Source organism: Polynucleobacter sp. MWH-Jannik1A5, from assembly GCF_018881795.1.
Lineage (GTDB): Bacteria > Pseudomonadota > Gammaproteobacteria > Burkholderiales > Burkholderiaceae > Polynucleobacter.
Genome location: NZ_JACVPQ010000016.1, coordinates 34852 through 54358, shown reverse-complemented (window position 1 = coordinate 54358; position 19507 = coordinate 34852). Strand labels below are relative to the sequence as shown.

17 protein-coding genes are annotated in these 19507 nt (G+C 44.8%); 11 read left to right on the top strand and 6 right to left on the bottom strand.

Features of this window, described 5'->3' with window-relative positions:
- Window positions 1-85: 85 nt before the first annotated feature.
- Genes rph through hemW form a run of 3 tightly spaced genes read left to right on the top strand, consistent with a single transcriptional unit; the run spans window position 86 to window position 2599 of the window.
- Window positions 86-826 carry a ribonuclease PH gene (rph, locus tag ICN23_RS09905; protein WP_216232085.1) on the top strand — a complete coding sequence of 247 codons (741 nt, stop codon included), beginning with the start codon at window positions 86-88 and terminating at the stop codon, window positions 824-826.
- An 8-nt stretch (window positions 827-834) separates the two neighbouring features.
- Window positions 835-1425, top strand: coding sequence for an RdgB/HAM1 family non-canonical purine NTP pyrophosphatase (gene rdgB, locus ICN23_RS09900; protein ID WP_216232084.1), 591 nt, complete (start codon window positions 835-837; stop codon window positions 1423-1425).
- A complete protein-coding gene (gene hemW / locus ICN23_RS09895; protein WP_216232083.1) occupies window positions 1418-2599 on the top strand; it encodes a radical SAM family heme chaperone HemW in 1182 nt (393 codons plus the stop codon). The genes rdgB and hemW overlap by 8 nt, the downstream gene beginning before the upstream one ends.
- A 28-nt stretch (window positions 2600-2627) precedes the next feature.
- Here hemW and ICN23_RS09890 read toward each other — a convergent pair whose 3' ends face one another.
- Complete coding sequence (locus ICN23_RS09890) at window positions 2628-3425, bottom strand: enoyl-CoA hydratase/isomerase family protein (RefSeq protein WP_216232082.1); 798 nt, start codon at window positions 3423-3425, stop codon at window positions 2628-2630.
- 5 nt (window positions 3426-3430) lie between these two features.
- Window positions 3431-4420 carry a tripartite tricarboxylate transporter substrate binding protein gene (locus ICN23_RS09885; protein WP_216232081.1) on the bottom strand — a complete coding sequence of 330 codons (990 nt, stop codon included), beginning with the start codon at window positions 4418-4420 and terminating at the stop codon, window positions 3431-3433.
- A gap of 76 nt (window positions 4421-4496) precedes the next feature.
- On the opposite strand from ICN23_RS09885, the gene ICN23_RS09880 reads away from it, so the two are divergent.
- Window positions 4497-5747: a CaiB/BaiF CoA-transferase family protein gene (locus ICN23_RS09880; RefSeq protein WP_216232080.1), complete on the top strand. Its 1251-nt coding sequence runs from the start codon at window positions 4497-4499 to the stop codon at window positions 5745-5747.
- A 73-nt stretch (window positions 5748-5820) separates the two neighbouring features.
- Here ICN23_RS09880 and ICN23_RS09875 read toward each other — a convergent pair whose 3' ends face one another.
- On the bottom strand, window positions 5821-7920 hold the full coding sequence (locus ICN23_RS09875) for an alkyl/aryl-sulfatase (RefSeq protein WP_216232079.1): 2100 nt from the start codon (window positions 7918-7920) through the stop codon (window positions 5821-5823).
- Window positions 7921-8024: 104 nt separating this feature from the next.
- On the bottom strand, window positions 8025-9470 hold the full coding sequence (locus tag ICN23_RS09870; RefSeq protein ID WP_216232078.1) for a sensor histidine kinase: 1446 nt from the start codon (window positions 9468-9470) through the stop codon (window positions 8025-8027).
- Between the two features lie 55 nt (window positions 9471-9525).
- Between ICN23_RS09870 and ICN23_RS09865 the strand changes: the two genes are divergently transcribed.
- The 7 genes from ICN23_RS09865 to ICN23_RS09835 all read left to right on the top strand — a co-directional run bounded on the left by ICN23_RS09865 (window position 9526) and on the right by ICN23_RS09835 (window position 16825).
- Complete coding sequence (locus ICN23_RS09865; RefSeq protein ID WP_216232077.1) at window positions 9526-10782, top strand: patatin-like phospholipase family protein; 1257 nt, start codon at window positions 9526-9528, stop codon at window positions 10780-10782.
- A 136-nt stretch (window positions 10783-10918) separates the two neighbouring features.
- Complete coding sequence (locus tag ICN23_RS09860) at window positions 10919-11500, top strand: hypothetical protein (RefSeq protein WP_216232076.1); 582 nt, start codon at window positions 10919-10921, stop codon at window positions 11498-11500.
- Window positions 11501-11790: 290 nt separating this feature from the next.
- Window positions 11791-13002 (top strand): integrase arm-type DNA-binding domain-containing protein, encoded by a 1212-nt coding sequence (locus ICN23_RS09855; RefSeq protein WP_216232075.1) that lies wholly within the window; start codon window positions 11791-11793, stop codon window positions 13000-13002.
- Between the two features lie 8 nt (window positions 13003-13010).
- Window positions 13011-13664 carry a hypothetical protein gene (locus ICN23_RS09850; protein ID WP_216232074.1) on the top strand — a complete coding sequence of 218 codons (654 nt, stop codon included), beginning with the start codon at window positions 13011-13013 and terminating at the stop codon, window positions 13662-13664.
- 82 nt (window positions 13665-13746) lie between these two features.
- Window positions 13747-13947, top strand: coding sequence for an AlpA family transcriptional regulator (locus tag ICN23_RS09845; protein WP_216232073.1), 201 nt, complete (start codon window positions 13747-13749; stop codon window positions 13945-13947).
- Window positions 13944-14459 (top strand): hypothetical protein, encoded by a 516-nt coding sequence (locus ICN23_RS09840; RefSeq protein ID WP_216232072.1) that lies wholly within the window; start codon window positions 13944-13946, stop codon window positions 14457-14459. The genes ICN23_RS09845 and ICN23_RS09840 overlap by 4 nt, the downstream gene beginning before the upstream one ends.
- Window positions 14456-16825, top strand: a complete 2370-nt coding sequence (locus ICN23_RS09835) for a primase-helicase family protein (protein ID WP_216232071.1) — start codon at window positions 14456-14458, stop codon at window positions 16823-16825. The genes ICN23_RS09840 and ICN23_RS09835 overlap by 4 nt, the downstream gene beginning before the upstream one ends.
- Before the next feature lie 1072 nt (window positions 16826-17897).
- On the opposite strand, the gene ICN23_RS09830 is transcribed toward ICN23_RS09835, so the two are convergent.
- Complete coding sequence (locus ICN23_RS09830) at window positions 17898-19133, bottom strand: cytochrome-c peroxidase (protein ID WP_216232070.1); 1236 nt, start codon at window positions 19131-19133, stop codon at window positions 17898-17900.
- Entirely contained in the window at window positions 19117-19506 is a 390-nt protein-coding gene (locus ICN23_RS09825; protein ID WP_216232069.1) for a TIGR03982 family His-Xaa-Ser system protein, read from the bottom strand. The genes ICN23_RS09830 and ICN23_RS09825 overlap by 17 nt, the downstream gene beginning before the upstream one ends.
- Window position 19507 lies beyond the last annotated feature (1 nt).

The window sequence follows — 19507 nt, the reverse complement described above, 5'->3', positions numbered from 1 at the left end:
AGTCATGCTCGATATCATATGGACATTGTAGATTCATTATTGAACTAGACCCGATTCAGACCCTAACCCCACAGGACCCCCTTTTATGAGCGCCACCAGCCCAACCAATATTGCCCGCCCAAGCGGCCGTCAGCCAAAAGATTTGCGCCCAGTCACCATCTCTAGAGCCTTTACCAAGCATGCCGAAGGTTCAGTATTAATTGCCTTTGGGGATACCAAAGTACTCTGCACCGCCAGCATCCTGGAAAAAGTGCCTCCCCATAAAAAGGGCTCTGGCGAGGGTTGGGTAACTGCCGAGTACGGCATGCTCCCGCGCTCTACGCACACCCGAAGCGATCGTGAAGCTGCGCGCGGCAAACAATCAGGACGTACCCAAGAAATTCAGCGCCTCATTGGCCGAGCGATGCGTAGCGTTTTTGACTTGAAAGTGTTAGGCGAGAGAACCATTCATCTGGATTGCGATGTATTACAAGCCGACGGTGGCACACGTACGGCATCTATTACTGGAGCCTATGTAGCAGCAAGAGATGCCGTTAACCAACTTCTAAAGAGTGGTGCTCTCACCCAGGATCCAATCATTGATAGCGTAGCCGCTATTTCTGTTGGTATCTATCAAGGTACTCCTGTGCTTGATTTGGATTACCCAGAAGACTCTTCTTGCGATACCGATATGAACGTGGTCATGACTGGTAAAGGCGGCATGATTGAAGTACAAGGCACTGCTGAAGGCGCAGCCTTCTCTAGAGCTGAGTTAAATGCGCTCCTGGATCTTGCTGAGCAAGGCATTCGTGAGCTCACCCAAATGCAAATTGATGCATTGAAATAAACATCCAGATGCAAAAGCTCGTTCTCGCCTCCAATAACGCTGGCAAGGTAAAGGAATTTCAGGCGCTTTTAGCTCCCCTGAATTTTCACGTTATTCCCCAGGGTGAATTAGGCATTCCGTCCGCAGATGAACCTCACTGCACTTTTGTAGAAAACGCACTAGCCAAAGCACGTCACGCCAGCGCGGCGTCTGGTCTTCCTGCTTTAGCTGATGACTCCGGTATTTGCGCCCATGCTTTATATGGCAAGCCTGGTGTTTTATCAGCCCGCTTTGCAGGAGAGCAAGGCGATGATGCAGCGAACAATGAAAAACTCATTCAAGAATTAAAGGCTCACACTGATCGGGGTGCGCATTATGTATGTGCACTGGTATTCGTCAATAGCGCAGATGATCCAGAGCCCATCATTGTTCAAACACGTTGGTATGGGCAAATTGTGGATAAAGCATCGGGTAGCAATGGTTTTGGATATGACCCTCACTTTTTCCTGCAGGAACATGGCTGCACTGCTGCAGAGCTAGAGCCCGCAAAAAAGAACTTGATTAGCCATCGCGGTCAAGCCTTGCGCGAACTCATTACCCAACTTAAAGCGCGTGCTTAACTCCAACCCCAACAAAGTAAGTCTCAGTGCATTGCCACCTCTGGCTTTGTATATTCACTTTCCTTGGTGTGAAAAGAAATGCCCTTATTGCGATTTCAATTCGCATCAAATTAAAGAGGGTAAAGCAGGTTTTGATGAGGCGCGGTATATCCATGCGCTGATTGCCGATCTAGAAACAGAATTGCCCAATACTTGGGGGCGCCAAGTCCACAGTATTTTTATTGGTGGCGGAACTCCAAGCCTGCTTTCCGCCGAAGGCATGGATCAACTTTTATGCGCAATACGTGCCAGAGTGAACCTAGAGCCAGATGCCGAGATCACGATGGAAGCGAATCCTGGATCAGTTGAGGCTGAAAAATTTGCTGGTTTTGCAAAGGCAGGAATTAACCGCGTTTCCCTAGGTATTCAGAGCTTTCAAGATGAATACCTTAAGGCCTTGGGTCGTATACATAACGGTGAGGAAGCCAAGCGAGCCGTAGAGATAGCACTAAAACACTTTAAGTCCGTAAATTTAGACCTCATGTACGGCCTGCCAAATCAAACGCTAGCGATGGCCAAAGCAGATGTAGAAACTGCCTTGTCATTTAAGACGCCCCACCTCTCTTTCTACAACCTTACCCTTGAGCCCAATACGTACTTTGCTAGCTTTCCACCATCCCTTCCGAATGATGATGCAATTGATGCTATCTATGAGCAGAATTTAGATCTACTCACTAAGGCGGGCTATCAACGCTATGAAGTCTCTGCTTACGCTAAAAAAAATCAGGAGTGCAAACACAACCTAAACTACTGGCGCTTTGGAGATTACATTGGCATTGGTGCAGGGGCACATGGCAAAGTTTCCTACCCAGACCGAATCACACGACAAGTTCGAGAACGTCAACCCGAGGCCTATATGACTGCGATGGAAACCAAAGGTAATGCACTCATTGAAAATCGCGAGATTGCAGCCAAAGACCTCCCATTTGAATTTATGCTCAACACTTTAAGGTTGACTGATGGGGTAGATACCAACACCTTTAGTGAGCGCACCGGCTTACCTTTGAGCGTCATTAGCAAAGGTCTTGATGAGGCAAGTAAAAAAGGATTGCTAGATGAAAATCCTAGCAGACTAAAAGCAACTGAGCTAGGGATTCGCTACCTTAATAATCTGCAAGAGATGTTTTTGGATTGATTGAAATTAAGTCTGGGGCTCTAGATTGCTACTTACCAATCCAGCTTGGTGGCTCACCCTTTAAAAATGCTGTGACACCACTCTTAAAGTCTGCACTTCCATACGTTTCACTAATCAGATCGTTGCAATCAGGTAAATTATTTTTGATCAATCTTGCAAGAACAAGCTTGCTCGATTTTTGCGTAATCGGAGCCAATTTACTTAGTCGCTCAGCTAAGTGATCAGCCTCTTGACTAAGTTGATCTTGATTATGGATGGCAAAGATATAGCCTTGCTTTGCTAACTCTTCAGCAGAAATCATTTCTGCCAATAGCAACATCCGCTTCACAATATTGATATCAAGATGAGCTACAAGCCAAGCGATATTGCCTGCCGATAAACAGTTGCCTAGTGTTTTAGCAATAGGAACACCAAATTTTGCGCCTGGGGTGGCAATTCGAAAATCACAACAGCTCGCAATCGCTAATCCACCGCCTACTGCCATGCCGTCAATTACCGCAATCGTTGGGATGGGTAAGGTGGCAAGTGGAGCAAGATAGCTATCGATGCCCTCTTCATAGCGCACACCATCTTCACCACTCTTAAAACCAGCAAATTGGGCGATATCGCTACCTGATACGAAAGACTTGCCTCCAGCCCCCCGAAAGAGAGCAACCCGCACCTGTGGATTTTTAGCAAGATCCTCGCAAATTGTCTTGAGGCTTTGATACATGGAGACGGTCATCGCATTGCGAGCCACCACATGATCAAAGGTAATGTGGGCAATGTTGTCGCGTATCTCTAATACAACTTGCGCAACATTACCCCCTTTAACGTACTCAGCCATGCAATTTATTCAGCCTTGATGTTGAGACTCTTTACAAGACGCTGATATTTAGCAAGTTCAGCTGCCAAGAACAAACTAAAGGCTGCTGGTGTTGCAGGGCCCTCTGGCTGTAAGCCTTGGGCATCCAATGTCTTCTTGATTTCAGGATCATTCATAGCGGCTTTTACAGCTTGATCAATTTTGTTTACTACCGCTGGATCCATCGCTTTTGGCCCCATCACGGAGTACCAATTAGTGACATCGAAACCAACAATACCGACTTCAGCAAATGTTGGCACATTAGGCAACAGTGATAAACGTTTTGGTGTTGAGATCGCCAATGCCTTGAGGTTACCCTGACGAATCTGCTGCAAGTTTGGAGGCAAGGTATCAAAGTTCATTGTGATTTGACCGCCTAGCAAGTCCACAATCGCCTGGCCACTACCTTTGTATGGCACATGGTTCATCTGGATACCAGCAATCTTGGAGAACAAAGCACCAGCTAAATGCTGAGTACTACCAATTCCTGAAGATCCATAGGTCATCTGACCTGGATTTGCCTTAGCAAGAGAAATTAACTGAGCTACCGAATTAACAGGCAATGAAGACTTCACAACCAATACGTTTGGCACGTAACCCAAATAGGTAATCGGCGTGAAATCCATTGCAGGGTTATATGGCACGTTAGTTAATACAAATGGAGAAATCGCATTCGAATTAGAGTGCCCCATCAGCAAGGTGTAGCCATCAGGATTTGACTTTGCTACCAAATCTGCACCAATCGTGCCAGCTGCGCCTGACTTATTCTCAATAATGATGCTTTGACCGAGAATTTCACTCATCTTCGGTGCAATTGCACGCGCAACAATGTCAGTACCGCCACCCGGTGCGAAACCAACAATTAAACGGATCGGTTTTGATGGGTAGGCTTGCTGACCCATGGCAAAAAATGAACTAGTGGCCAGTGTGATTGCGAGCAAGCTACGCATAGCCCATTTAGGCGTTTTAACCAACATAAAGTCTCCAAAATTGTTTTAATTGTGTTTGTTACTATTACAGGGTAATTCTAAACATATAAAAACAATTGAGACAATGACGAAAACACCTATAAATGGCGCTTTAGATGCCTCACATCATGGACCCACAAAGCCATTACCCCTATCGGGAGTGCGTGTTCTTGACGTGAGTCAAGTCATGGCCGGCCCATACTGTTGCATGCTCTTGGCCGACCTGGGTGCCGATGTCATCAAGATTGAGCCGCCTGGCACTGGAGATCAAACTCGAGGATCCATGGGATTCAAGATGAAAGGTTCAGACAGCATGGGCTTTCTGAATATGAATCGCAATAAACGTAGTCTCACCCTTAATCTCAAAACAGAAGCCGGTAAAAAGGTATTTTTTGAGCTGGTCAAAACAGCCGATATCTTGGTTGAAAACTACCGCCCAGGTGTAATGAAAAAACTCGGCATTGACTACCCATCTTTGCAAGCGATTAATCCAGGCCTGGTCTATGCCAGCATCTCCGGTTTTGGTCAAACAGGTCCTTGGGCAGATCGCCCTGGCTTTGATTTAATGGCCCAAGCAATGTCTGGCGTAATGAGTGTCACAGGCTACCCTGATGGCCCACCAGTGAAAGCTGGTGTACCAGTAGCTGACATCGGCTGCGCCCTATTCGCCGTATACGGAATTTTGTCTGCCTATATTGGTAAAACTAAAACGGGTGAAGGTCAGTTTATTGATGCCTCACTATTTGATTCTGCTTTGGCATTTTCTATATGGGATACCGCTCAGTATTGGGGCACTGGGGTTGAGCCCTACAAACTAGGCACAGCTAATCATATGAGTGCACCCTATCAAGCCATGAAGGCTTCCGATGGATACTTTGTGATGGGCGCTACGAATCAAAAACTCTGGAAACTGCTCTGCGACAAAATTGAACGTCCTGAATTATTTGAAGATGCCCGTTTTAAAACCAATCCACTCCGTTTAGCCAACCGGCTAGAACTTGCAGCTGAATTAGAAACATCATTCGCTAAGAAAACTAGTGAGGAATGGGTAGACGCACTTTTGGCGGCAGGAATTCCTGCTGGCCCAATCAATACCTATCCGGAAGCATTTGATAGTGAACATGGGCGTCATCGCAAGATGCGCATGGAAATCGATCATCCCATTGAAGGCAAAATTCCCAATATTGGCTTTGCCGTCAAAATGAATGGCACTCCTCAGCAGGTTTATCGCCACCCTCCTTTACTGGGCGAACATACCAGTGAGCTGCTTGCTGAATTAGGCATTGCCGGCGATGAACTCAAATCGTTAGAAGCTGGTGGAGCATTTACGGCCTAACAAATACCTCTGTTTTGGATAAAAGAAATGGGCTCCTAGGAGCCCATTTCTTATTACCTACCAGCTGATTTACTTAGGCGCCATCAGAATTGGCAATCGGAGGAGCCTCAAACGGATCTTTACTTGGTTTAGCTGGTGGCGCTTTTACTTTCGTGCCAGGCATTAACTCAAAGTCTGGGGCAAAGGTAGTCATGGTGCTACGCAATTGATCAAATACTTTGCGGTCACCAACAAACTTGGCTTTTCCTTCGGCCTGAAGTTTTTCAAAAGTAGTTTGTCCGCCCATGACTTTCTCCAAGTCACTACGATTTACGGTAATGGTCAAGTTTGGATTCTTATCTTGATAACCTTTGATATTGGTCAGCGCAGAATTACTCATCTCCACAACAAACTGTTCACCGTTATCAGGAGTGCTCAGGTTGATAGCGAACTTCATACCGGCGGCTTTTTTACTATCCATGCTGATTGCTAAGGCATTCAGCCAAAGCTCTGTGGTCATTGCTCTGATCATGTCAGGGCCGTTGGTCTTCGGCGATGCTCCAGAAGGCATGCCATGACGCAATTCGTATGCAGCACCCAGGAAGCTATTGCGTACACTAGGACTTTCTTTTTGATAGCCAATTTGCTCAAAAATATCGGCCAGCAAATCTTTAGCGGCAGCATTGTTAGGTTCCGCATAAACTAATTTATTCACAATTTCCATGGCTTCGCGATATTTGCCCTGCTGATAGAGTTGCTTACCCTTAGCCATAATCTTGCTAGAGCCGCCCATCATCTCAACATAAAGCGGTGCAGAATCTTTTGGTGACAGAGGAATCAAAGTAGCTGGATTGGCATCCCAGTAACCTAAGTAACGATTAATCACCGCGCGACTGTTGTGCTCTTCAGATCCGTGGTAGCTATGCGCCGCCCATTGCTTTTTCAAACTCTCAGGCTGTTTGTAGACGTTATGCACTTCATTAATTGTGATGCCATTGTTCGCCAAATGGAGAACCTCATTATTTAAATGGGCATAACTATCGCGCTGCGTACGCATCACTTCTTGTACGCGGTCATTACCCCAGCGTGGCCAAGAGTGTGAGGCAAACATCACCTGCGCCTCATTACCATAGCGATACAAAGCATTATTGATGTTCTTAGACCATGCCAAAGCATCACGCACTAGTGCGCCGCGTAAGGTGTAAATGTTATGAATAGTGCCGGTGATATTTTCAGCAGCCCAGAATGCCTTGAACTGTGGGAAGTACGTATTCATTTCAGCAGGTGCTTCGGTTCCTGGCGTGTTTTGGAACTCCATTTCGACACCATCCACCGTCATTTTTTCAAATGGCTCATTAATCAAAATGGTTGGCTCAATTAAACCCAGGTTACCGGCTGCAGTATTTTTACCAATCGATTGGTCAACGTGGCCAAATGGACTGCGCGGCAATAAGACGCCATACTGAAAATACAAGCGACGAGTCATGGCGTTACCAGCGTATACGTTCTCTGCAACAGCATGATCCATAAAGCCCGCTGGGGCAATGATTTTTACCCTGCCGCTCTTCACATCAGCTTCCTCCACTACACCACGAACACCACCAAAGTGGTCGGCATGTGAGTGGGAGTAAACAACAGCAACGACTGGGCGCTTGCCAAGCTTCTCATTTACCAACTCTAAGGCCGCTCTAGCAGTCTCTTTTGACGTTAATGGATCAAAAACAATCCAACCCGAATTTGTTTTAACAAAACTAATGTTCGATAAGTCAAAGCCGCGAACTTGATAAATTTTGCCAGGCACTACTTCATACAAACCGTAGCCCATATTCAGAATGGCTTGACGTTGCAATGATGGATGCACGCTATCGAAATCTTTACCCTGCAAGAGGAACTCATAGCTACCCATATCCCAAGCCACATTACCGGCATCGGCCATAATAGTTTTATAAGTTGGCGCAGCTATAAAGCCTCTTTTGGACTCCTCAAAGTCGCGCTTATCTTCAAAAGGCAGCGTTTTGCGTAAGCCATTTTGCAATTCAACTGTATAGCTCGATGGCATCTTGCCTTTGACATCAAAGTGCTTGCCTTGCATGGCACCAGCATCGGCAACTACACCACCACCGCCTGCGGCAAACACCAAGCCCGAGCTGATCAAAGATGCTGCCAGTGCAATTTGAGAAAGTTTGGTTTTCATAAGGATGTCTTTATGGGAAATAACAAAGTAATGACTATTTATTTAATGATATGAGCTACTTCATCTAGGGCAATTAGCTCTTGAGCTAATGTTTTACTCAAAGATTAATACGGCTCAATTGCGTCGGGAAATTTCAGAACAAACTTTGCGCCGCCACCATCATTTGGCTCGAATTCAATAGAGCCACCATGGCGCGTAATGATGTGCTTACAGAGCCATAGACCAAGGCCCATTCCAGAAGACTTGCTGCTAGAAAGCAGTTCAAATAATTGTTGCTGGGAACCTACGGGAATGCCGTCACCATTATCAGCAACAGACAATAAGACACCGCCTTCAATATTTCGCGCTGAGATCGTCAATTTTTTAACAGTCTGTGATGAGGTCGCCAAGGCTTGAATCGCGTTATTGATTAAGTTCAAAAGCACTTGTTGAATTTCGCCGCGATTTGCTTGAATCATTATTTGAGGCTCAACGCTTAATACGATCTGAATCGACTTTGCAGTGAGCTCAGGCTTTGTAATATTAAGAACTGCTTCGATTAACTCAGCAAGATTGATCTTGGATGATCCCACCTGTTCATCTGAAAATATGGAGCGCAATGAACGGATAATCCCTGCAGCTCGTTGGTTATCAGAAAGCAAAGTATCCAGAATCTCTTTTTGAAGTGCTGGGTTTAACTGCCCTTCCGAAAGTTTCTTCTGTAAAAATTGAATATTCAGACTTGATGCGCCCAGCGGTTGATTTAATTCATGGGCAATAGCGGCTGATAAAGCTCCAGTACTAGCTGTCTTATTGGCTTTGAGCAAAGAGCCAATCAGGGTCTCACGCTCCTTTAGGAGGGCTTTAATCTCTTGATTTTCTTGGTTAGACTTGAAGCTCGAGAACGCAATTTGCTCAGCCCAATAACTACCAATTGCAATGTACGACAGCGTATTCATCACAAGCTGTGCAATCGTAAAGAGAATTAGAACTTGGGGGATCTGCTCTACCTGTCTGATCGCCAGCGAACCAACAATGACAATCGTGAGTCGCCCGATGGCGAAAAATAATTCAGCCATGCTTGCGTACTGCATATAAATAAGCTGACTCGAAGGAGATGTTTTTCTCTTGATTCGCACCTCAATAATCTGCCAGATATAAAAAAATCCCGCCAGTACACACATAAATGCTGTGCGAATTTCAAAGGTAGATTCATTACGCAGCCACTCAAATATCAGTAAAAATAGAGCGATCGATACAGTAAGGATCACTTTTACAGGTTTACTGACATCGCGATTTAAGGACTGACAGAACAAGGCTTGCAAAACAGCTGCGCCATAGAAGAAAGTATTGGCGACAGTGAAATTAAACTCAGGCCGCGCGATATCTTCAATCGTCAGAATGCCGCCGCCAAAAATCGCTAAAGCCAAAACACTGAGAGTTAAAGAGCTCATCCAGTAAATATTTGGACGCACTAAATTTTGAGAACGGTAGTAGTGATAAATACCAAAGAGCAAACCCGTCTGGATGATGGCCAATATAAAGAAATAGAGAGCGAGCATGAGCTTCATGTCTCATATCGTACATCGATAGAGCATGTGCGCCTAAAACCTTACAATACTTATTATGAATTCAACGTATAGAACCTCACTACCCCTAAGATTTGCTGCCTTTGTTCTTGTAGCCTTATCCCTCATCGGTTGCTCTGCCCTAGAGCGTAAATCTGCCGTTCCCGCGCAGTCTCTTGCCAAAGCTCAAATCGCTGGACTACCTAGCGTTCGATATCTCATCTCTACACAAGCCGGTGTAGATGCCATGGTGAATGACGTGATTGCGCTTGAAAAATCACGTGGCAAGAATGCCTTTACGGGTGATGCTAATTACTTAGCCCTTTCTGGTGGTGGTGATGATGGTGCATTTGGAGCTGGTCTTTTGGTTGGTTGGACCAAACAAGGCTCTAGACCTTCCTTTAATTTAGTAACCGGCATTAGTACTGGTGCGTTAATTGCGCCCTTTGCTTATCTTGGTAAAGACTACGACCCCCTCTTGCAAGAGGTGTACACCACCATAAAACCAAAAGATGTGTACATTGAGAGAAGCATTCTTTCTGGCATTTTTAGTGATGGCTTAGCCGACTCAAGCCCTTTATATCAATTGATTTCTAAATATGTTGATGCCAATTTCCTTAAGAAAATTGCCTATGAATACGATACCAATGGGCGCTGGTTATTGATTGGTACTACCAATATTGATGCAGGTCAGCCTGTGATTTGGAATATGGGTCGCATTGCTAGTATTGGTACCCCTGCATCGCTAGAACTCTTTCGCCGCATCATGCTGGCATCCGCGTCTATCCCTGGTGCCTTTCCGCCAGTCATGTTTGACTTCTTACTAGATGAGCAAGTTTTTCAAGAGATGCATGTTGATGGCGGCGCAAGTACCCAAGTATTCTTATATCCCGCTTCCGCTGCAATAAAAGCTAAGGAGCTTGGCATTCAGCGTCGCGCCAATCGTCAAGTGTTCATCATTCGCAACTCTAGACTGGATCCCCGTTGGAATGAAACTGAGCGTCGCACCCTCAGCGTTGCGGGACGTGCTATTTCTCAACTAATTCAAACGCAGGGTATTGGCGATCTTTATCGCATCTACAACACTGCTATAAATGATCAGCTGGGATTTAATTTGGCCTATATCGGCTCAGACTTCAATGAACCTCATAATGAAGAGTTCGATACGAAGTATATGAATGCGCTGTTTCAATATGGCTATGCACAAGCAATTAAGGGCTACCCCTGGAGCAAACACCCCCCAGGCTTCATGAACGCTTTTGATACCGATGGCGCCAAGATGATCATTAAAAAGACTGATACACGGTCTAAATAGTGGATTTGCCAGATTAAGAGCTTGCTAGTTGCGATAACAATACAATAGCCATAAATACTAGACCGCTAGTTTTTAAACATTACCGCATCACCACTCTATGGTGGTGCAATTTGATTATCTTAAGGAATAAACCATTATGAAAAAAATTATTATTGCTATCGTTATTGCCGCTATTGCGGTTGGCGCTTACATGATGCTCACCAAACCAAAGGCTCCTATTGCTGGAGTAGCTGCACAGGAAGCAGCGCTTCTTTATGATGGTGAAGTAACTAAAGTTGATGCTACAACCCGTACTGTTACCCTCAAAAATAGTGATGGCGAAACATCTATCGTTGCCGGCCCTGAAGTGAAGAACTTTGCAGAAATTAAGGTAGGCGACCGTTTTGATGTTGTTTATGAACTCGCTGTAGCTGTTGAGTTGGTTAAGGTAAAAAATCCAGGCGCAGTTGGTGAGCAAGTTAGCACTAGCACTGTAACCGCTCCACAAGGTGACAAGCCAGGCATGATCACTACCAATACCGTTACTGCAACTGCGAACGTTGAAGCGATTGATACAGCTAAAAATACTGTTTCTTTGAAAGGTCCACAAGGAAATATTTTCAAGGTTAAGGTTAAGAATCCTGACTTGATGAAAGATATCGCTGTAAACGATCAAGTAAAAGTGGTTTACACAGAAGCAATCGCTGCAGTAGTAAGCGCGCCAGCTGCGAAGAAGTAATTATTCTTCAGCAGTAGATTAAAGAAAAAGCCCAGCAAGTAGTTGCTGGGCTTTTTTATTTGAACTGGCGGAAGAGGTGGCTTAGCCTAGGGGTGTACGGCTTTAGACGCTAGTGACATTGCCTAGACCCCCTTAGATGCATTAACCAGTTGTTCCAAAAGCAGAATTTCTCATAACTTAAGTTATGAATAGGTAAAAAGCGTCTGAAGTCATACATTGAAATCTAAAGCGATCTACCCCATTCCAAGGGTGGATTTTGGTAACAAACTTTGGTAACCAATGGTGAAATCATGACAATCAAGCTCGACTATCAAACAGTCAAAAACCTCAGAACCCCAGGAAGATATACGGACGCCTTAATTAAGGGCCTGCATATTTGGATAAAGCCAAATGGGAAAAAATACTGGATCTTTCGATACAGCTATGAAAATAGGCAGCACAACATCAGCCTAGGCTCATTTCCCACTCTATCTATAGCGGAAGCAAGAATCAAGGCGCAACAATCCCGAGATGATCTAGATAGAGGAATTAATCCGGTGGCAGTCAAAAATTCCGCTAAAGCTCAAAAACTTGCCTTGCAGACTAAAAAACTCAGCTTTAAGGAGTTTGCCGAGGCCTGCATTAAATCTAAACGAGCGGAATGGACAAATCAGAAGCACGGAGACCAATGGGAATATACATTGAGTGAATTTGCCTACCCTTTCATCGGCAACATGGGGCTCGATGAGATTGAAACAGAGGATATTCTCAAAATCCTCACACCCATCTGGACAACCAAGACCGAGACGGCATCCAGACTAAGGGGGCGAATTGAATGGATTCTGGCATCCGCTACCACCCGTAAGCTGCGCACAGGTGTTAACCCAGCACTTTGGCGTGGGCATCTACAAACCATCTTACCCGCCCCCAACAAGGTTAAAAAAGTAGCGCACCACAAGGCACTCCCATATCGCCAAGTGCCTGGGCTAATTACAAATCTTCGTGAAACAGCAACAATGAGCGCCCTAGCCCTAGAATTCACGATTCTTAACGCATCAAGGACTGGCGAGGTCATCGATGGACTCAGAGAAGAGGTTCAAGGCGATATCTGGATAATTCCAGCCTCAAGAATGAAGGCCAAAAAGGAGCATCGGGTTCCACTATGCCAAAGATCTTTGGATGTATTGGCAACAGCAAGAGCAATGGATAAAGACAGCAAGTATCTATTTTCAGTGAAGGGAAAGAAGCTTACCAATATGGCAATGCCAATGATGCTTCGACGCGCAAAAATTGATGCGACCGTACACGGCTTTAGATCCTCATTCAGGGATTGGGTTTCAGAGGAAACAAACCACCCATCTGAGGTGGCAGAAATGGCGCTAGCCCATGCCATAGGAAACAAGGTTGAAGCGGCGTATCGCCGAAAAGATTTACTTGAAAAAAGACGCACTCTCCTCTTAGACTGGGAATCATACTGCTCCATTCCAGTCCAAAATAATATTTATGAATTACAGGCAGCCTAGGAGAAAAGATGTCGCAACTACTACACCCACTACCGCCTTCATACAGCACTCTGGCGAGGGCTACAGCCTGCCTAGATTATCAGCACTCGATTATTGAATCTATCGATGTCGTCAAAAATCCAGATTTGAAAGCTTCAAAAGAAGACACGTTAAAACTACTTGATCATGAATTTGACGCTATAAATTCCGACATTGAATTTATTAACCAGCAGATAACCAAGTCACTTAAATTCAAGCCTAGAGGCGAGAAACTGTCATATTCATCCTATGTAACCGCTTTAGAAAAATGTATGGAGTTACTCATCCACATGGAGCGCTGGGCTATCTGGCACAGCACCAAAATGGCTGACAGGAGGGCTGCGAAGCTAGCAGCCAAATATTCGGAAAATGAACTTATTTGCAAGAATGAAATCATCAAGCTGGAGGCGGCCCTAAGAAGGAAAGCAATTGGATCAGATTATTTGGCCTGGACGAGACAACTTCGTAAAGCACACCCCAATCCACCTGTCCCTAAGGCGCCGCGCAACCAAAAACATAATGGTACGCCGTTAAAGCCCATTGCTGGAGCTCCTGTTTTAAATACAACCACAGGCTGGAGCGACTCCACTCTTAGAAAAATTTATGAAAAATTGACTGGGTGCAAACCAACAACAAAAAAATAATTGCAACTTAAGTTAAGAATCGACTGCCGCTTGATTGACTGAAAAAATTCATTTGTGTTTAAACATTACGAAAGGAACACAAATGAAACGCTTTGTACAACTGCTTCGAATAGCTGAAGTATCAAAAAAGACAACACTCGCCAAAAGTACGATTTGGCTGAAGCTTGCTAGACAAGAGTTTGTTGCTCCTGCGCGCATTGGCGGTATCTGCGTATGGAAAGAATCGGATGTGGACGACTGGATTGAGAGCCATTTTCAATCAGAAGCGAAGGAGGCAGTATGAGAACCCTTCAGCATTTTACACTGATCACTCCCACAGAACCAATAGAGCTCGTAGTTCTTGAGTATTGGCAAGACCAAGTTGAGGATTCAGGTCTTTGCAGTTCTGCTCAGGTTATTCCAGTGACGGCACTAAAGATAGAAACCTACGAGCAAAGCTACCAAAACTCAAGTAGCACTGACCTTATTACCCAAACAAAATATATTTCCCCGACTGGTGAGGTTAATGTGGATGCGTTCTCCATGATTCAGCCAATCAGGCCGGACAATACCCTGGCTTGCATGTCCATAATTGCATTGCGCACCAGGGGATCGGATCAAGTCTGCATACTTGAGCCATCAATAAGCAATAAAAACTGGCTAGAGCACTGCTCGCTTACCATCAATCCTAATCAATACATCACGCATTCATCAGGAGAAATACATCCGGTTTTAGTTGACTTGAATAAGTTACGCGAAGATTTAGAGTTGACGTTTGCGGCAGTTACCGAATTTACCCAAAAGGTATTGCCATGAACATGCTTGCAGACATCCCCGCCCTCTCCATTCAACTGGCTGAACTTATTCCAGAGGGCCAATTAACTTTGGCAACAATTGATCCGAAAGATAAGCAAAGCAGCGTGCCTTGCAAAACATTTGCGATGCCACACCAAGTGGCTCAGGCGCAGGCCTGGGTTTTAGAAGCAAATGCATCCGGTCGTAATTGCTATTTCCATACCAATATTGCTAAAGCCATAGATAAGCGGTATTCAAAACTAGATATGGTTACCGCAAGGTTTGTATGGGCTGATATTGACCCCGATATTAGCGCCTATGGATCCTATTCTGCTGCCAGAGAATATCTAATCTCGCTAATACCAATACTGCAAGAACATGCTTCTCTTATTATTGATTCAGGCAACGGGCTACAAGTTCTTTACCGAATCAATCCTGGGATGGCTATTTCAGAAACCCCACAAAGGGAGGAGTACGAAATACTCAATCGAGCGATTGCAAAGCACTGGGACGCAGATTCAACGCAGGACTGCAGCCGCATTCTTAGACTTCCTGGGACACTAAACCACCCTAGCCTAGCAAAGCTTGGGAAAGGCTACCCCACTGAACCCACGCTAGCAAAAATTATTTACCATTCGCCTCGAGAATACACGCCCACATCAATTCAAGAGGCTCTTGGGATTACGCCACAACTGATCAAACAGACTCGATCTGAATTCCGCTCAAAGAATAAAAGCATTCAATCCCAGAAACCCATTGCCAGAATTGAACTTACTGAACATCTTAAAACTCGTTTCAATCTTTTCCTGGATACAAACCCAGCAGCAAAAGCTCGCTTCTTTGGAAACACAGAAGGTCTTGTAGATAAATCAGGATCGGCCATGGATATGGGTATGGCAACCTCACTCATGCGGGGTGGTTTTAATATCGAGGAAATCAGAGTATTCCTAATGGACTGGCAGCATGGTTCCAAAAATAATGATCGAACCCAAGATCGCTACTGGGCAAACATCCAACAAAACTCTTACGCCAGAGAAGAAGAGATCACCCAAGAAAAGCTTGATGCTTTCTGGGCGCAGGTAAAGGGTACCCCACCCCCACGTATCAATACTGATAGCCCCACTCTAGAAGACCAAGAAGCTATTTGCCCACTAGATGCAATTGATCTCCTAAATCAAGACTATGCCTGGGATAACTTCACGCGAGAAATTTACGATATCAAAAATGGGTTGTATGTGGCTGCCCCCAAGTTTTGCATGCACTACGACAACGTACCCCACAAGCCAAATGGAGAAACAAAAGCAACCACCCTGGGTAGAGGATGGCTCAAAAGCCCAAAACGCCGCAGCGTAACACGTCTATTGCTAGCCCCTGGTGAGCCATCGACACTGAAGGATGGGTCATTCAATACTTGGCGTGGCTTTACAACCAAACCAGAGCCCGGAGATGTAACGCCCTTTATCACGCTGACCAACTTCGTACTACCCAACGTTCAGGAGCGGGATTACTGCATAAAGTGGCTGGCAAAGATGATTCAAGATCCGGGCACTAAATTTCTTGTCTCGCTCGTGGTGTGGTCAATCGAAGAAGGGGTCGGCAAGGGTTTACTTTTCGAAACTATTGGGAGTCTATTTAATCAAAGACACTTTAAGGTGGTCGGCAATGAGGTATTTAGCGACCAGTTTACCGAATGGCAGTCTCAGAAAGTCTTTGTTATTGCTGATGAAGTGTCTAGCGCCGATAAGCGCAGCACTGCAGACCGAATCAAGGGGTGGATTACCGCCACTGAAAATAATATCAACGTCAAAAATACATCTAAGTTTTCAGAGCAAAATCTAATTAAGTATGTGTTTCTCAGCAACCACCCAGATGCCGTGTACCTGAATAACAAAGACAGGCGATTTTTTGTAGCTGAAGGGCCAGACAAGAAGCTTCCAGAAGAAATACGTAAAAGCTTTGTCGACTGGATCAAGGCTGGTGGCAAAGCAGCCCTCTTAGACCACCTTCTAAACCTTGATATTGGTTCGTTTGATCCAACTGCTCCCGCCCCCATGAGCCAGTCAAAGCTCAGCATGCTTGATAGCAATAAATCCGATCTTGAGCAATGGGTGGAAAACGCCCTACTCAAAGCCGAGGGTAAACAGCATGACCTCATCAGCACTGAGGACCTAGCTGCGCACTACAACAGCGGCACACACCCTACCAAGTGCTCTGGCAAAACAGTAGCAACCATCTTAAAAAGATTGGGGTACAAAAAACTAACTAAGAAGGCAAAGTTCGATAACGGAACTCGCAAGGGTCTATACACCATAGCCAAGCAGTTCGAAAACTACAACCAGATGAGCGAAACAGAGATTGCTCGCCACTATCAACAAACCATTTTCTAAGTTATGTGTGTGACGATATTCCCAATAATCCCAAAGACTTGCAAAGGTTCGCACAGTTCACACAGAAATAATGCAAATGTTATTTATTGCTAATACACCCTATGCCATATATTAATAATTACTTACATTTAAATAAAGTGTGCGATGTGTGGGGTCGCCATCCAACCCATGTATATCAAGGGTTATCTCCGCACAATTTAATAACGAACAACGTGCGAAATTCATGCGCCTGGGTGAAATCCACATTCCGTTTGCATGGGGCTCAGAGTTTATTTCTTCCACCGGCCTCCTTGAAGGGGTTATTACAGTGTTAAGCACTGTCAAATATTAGACATATGCCGCTACCCTCTTTTAAATTTTCTACCCGCCCGTTATGTGGTGCCAAATGCAAACGCACCAGATTGCCCTGCTTGAATATGCCGGTCCGCAGCAGCAAGGCTAACCGTTGCAGGATGCATGGAGGGATTGTCAAGCCTAGAAAAATTCTCCAAGGCGCGGAGCATCCGCAGTATAGAAATAAAGGCGAATCTAGGCAGGAGCGAGAGGTTCGCAGCAAGCGAAGTGCTGCCCTGCTCTACTTAAGAGATATTGGCGACCATATCAACTTATTTAATGGAACCAAAACTCGTGGGCGTCGACCCAAAGGATACGTCCGCCTGGAGATGACAAATACCGAACACTTGGCGGCTGCCATAAAAAAGACTGTTGAAGATTAGACATGCGTGTAAAAAATTAAAATCATTTGAGCAAAACAGTGTGTACGGGTAAGTGGATGGGACCCATTCTTAAAAGACGGGGTACGGGCCGGGTGGGGTCAGCCCTCTAGAATAAATCACAGGGGGACACCCCCTCGACAAGGTTGTGAAGCTCGAACCTCAAACCTCAAACCAGAACATCAAACCCCAATCAAAGCTACAGCAACAACGAGCAATGCTCAGGCTTGGTTTGGTAACAAACTTTGGTAACTTTAGTGCTATCTGGCACAAACCATTGTAGGCAATGGTCGTTTGGCGGAGTCTACGTCCGCAATCTAAAAGATCGGGAAAATAAATAATGTAGAAAACAGCAAGCGCTACTGGGCAAAGCTAAGTGTTTTTAAGAAACTGGCGACTTGATTAACTTCATCCGGAGTCAAATAACCAACCCTACTAGTACTATCCGCATAAGCCAATCTTTTTGCAAGCTCGTACCTGTCGAACTTGTTTAATTTATCAACCGCAACCAATGACAATGGATCAAAGTGAGCTGTAATAGCCTCATTTAACGTATTCACGGAGCCAGAGTGTCCATATGGAGCAGTCTTTTCAACGTTATACAGCGGAGCAGTTCTAAATTTATATAGATCCTTTGGATTAAAGGTGACGTTATATCTGCCATAGTCAACACCAAACCCATTTTTTCCAAAGCCCAGCTGTGGAAATGGAACTGTATAAAAACTAAAATCAGAGAAATGCGGCCCAGAGTGACATGTAATGCATGCACCTTTCCCGTAAAAAATTCTGGCACCCTTTAACTCGGAGTCGGAGAAGCTGTCTGATCCACGTACCACTCTTTCGAGCTTTGTTTCTTTTAATCTAAATTCTTTTCTAATAAATGCAGCTATCGCCCTTGCATAATCGATGTACTCCAAATCCTGAGTCTTTTTATTAAGCTTTACCGCCAAATCAGCGCTAGCTTTGGGCTCGACCGTCTTTAAATTATTTGCAATAGCTTGATAGACTAATTTTGATTTTTCAACAGATTCGATCTTATGCTTTCTGACAAAATCATCCTCATCAAGCATCTCTCGAACTTCCACCACCGGCAAATGAACTGCTGTGACTAAGGCATCGCCCGACGGAGTTTTTGAGCCAAATTGAGTTAACTTTTTTGAATTTGCAAAATCAACTCTTCCATCCCAAAAAAATACATCAAAGCCTTTAGCTCCTCTACCCCAAAAAGCAAGCGTGTTTCTGGGTAATTGCTTTGCTCCATTCATTAATCTTTCTGGACCAACTTTTGTGGCCCCGTCACCACCACCAATAGCTGCCGCATTCGGAATACCATCTGCAGAGCCAAACTTATCCTGATGGCAAGTTCTGCATGAAATATTGCCATTTAAGCTAAGGCCCTTATTGCTTTCAAAAAAGGTTTTTCCCAAATCTGCTAAAGGCTCATCCGGGTTGCGATACAGCTCAGCAGCAGGAACAAAGCCTGCTGCTTTAATTTGACCTTTAATAATCTTCTCTTCAGCACTTGAATTGGCGCTTACAAATCCGGAATATATAAGCAAAAGGCCGAAGAATATATTTTTAGTACTTGAATTCATGTGTCCTCACAAAAGTACGCACATCCTCAGCCTTTTCCTCTATTGCCTCCAGACCAAACATGGAAAGCTTGCCTTCGGAAACCCCAAGATCAATCATTTTCTTTCGCAACCTGTCATAGTCGTCGCACGTCATCAACCCCACTTCGGCAGCTTTAAGCCGCTTAATTGAATCTTCTGTTTTATCGTTAATTACCTTGTTTTTCGCAATTAAATGATCTCTCATGACGTTATCGCAGCCAAAGACCAGCTCTTTGTATTGCTCTTTATAGATATTTGCGGCGGCAAATGGTAGAGCCACATATTTGATAGCTAGTGAAATGCAGGCAACTGACGCTACAACATTTAAGGCAATTAGATATTTTTCATATTTCATT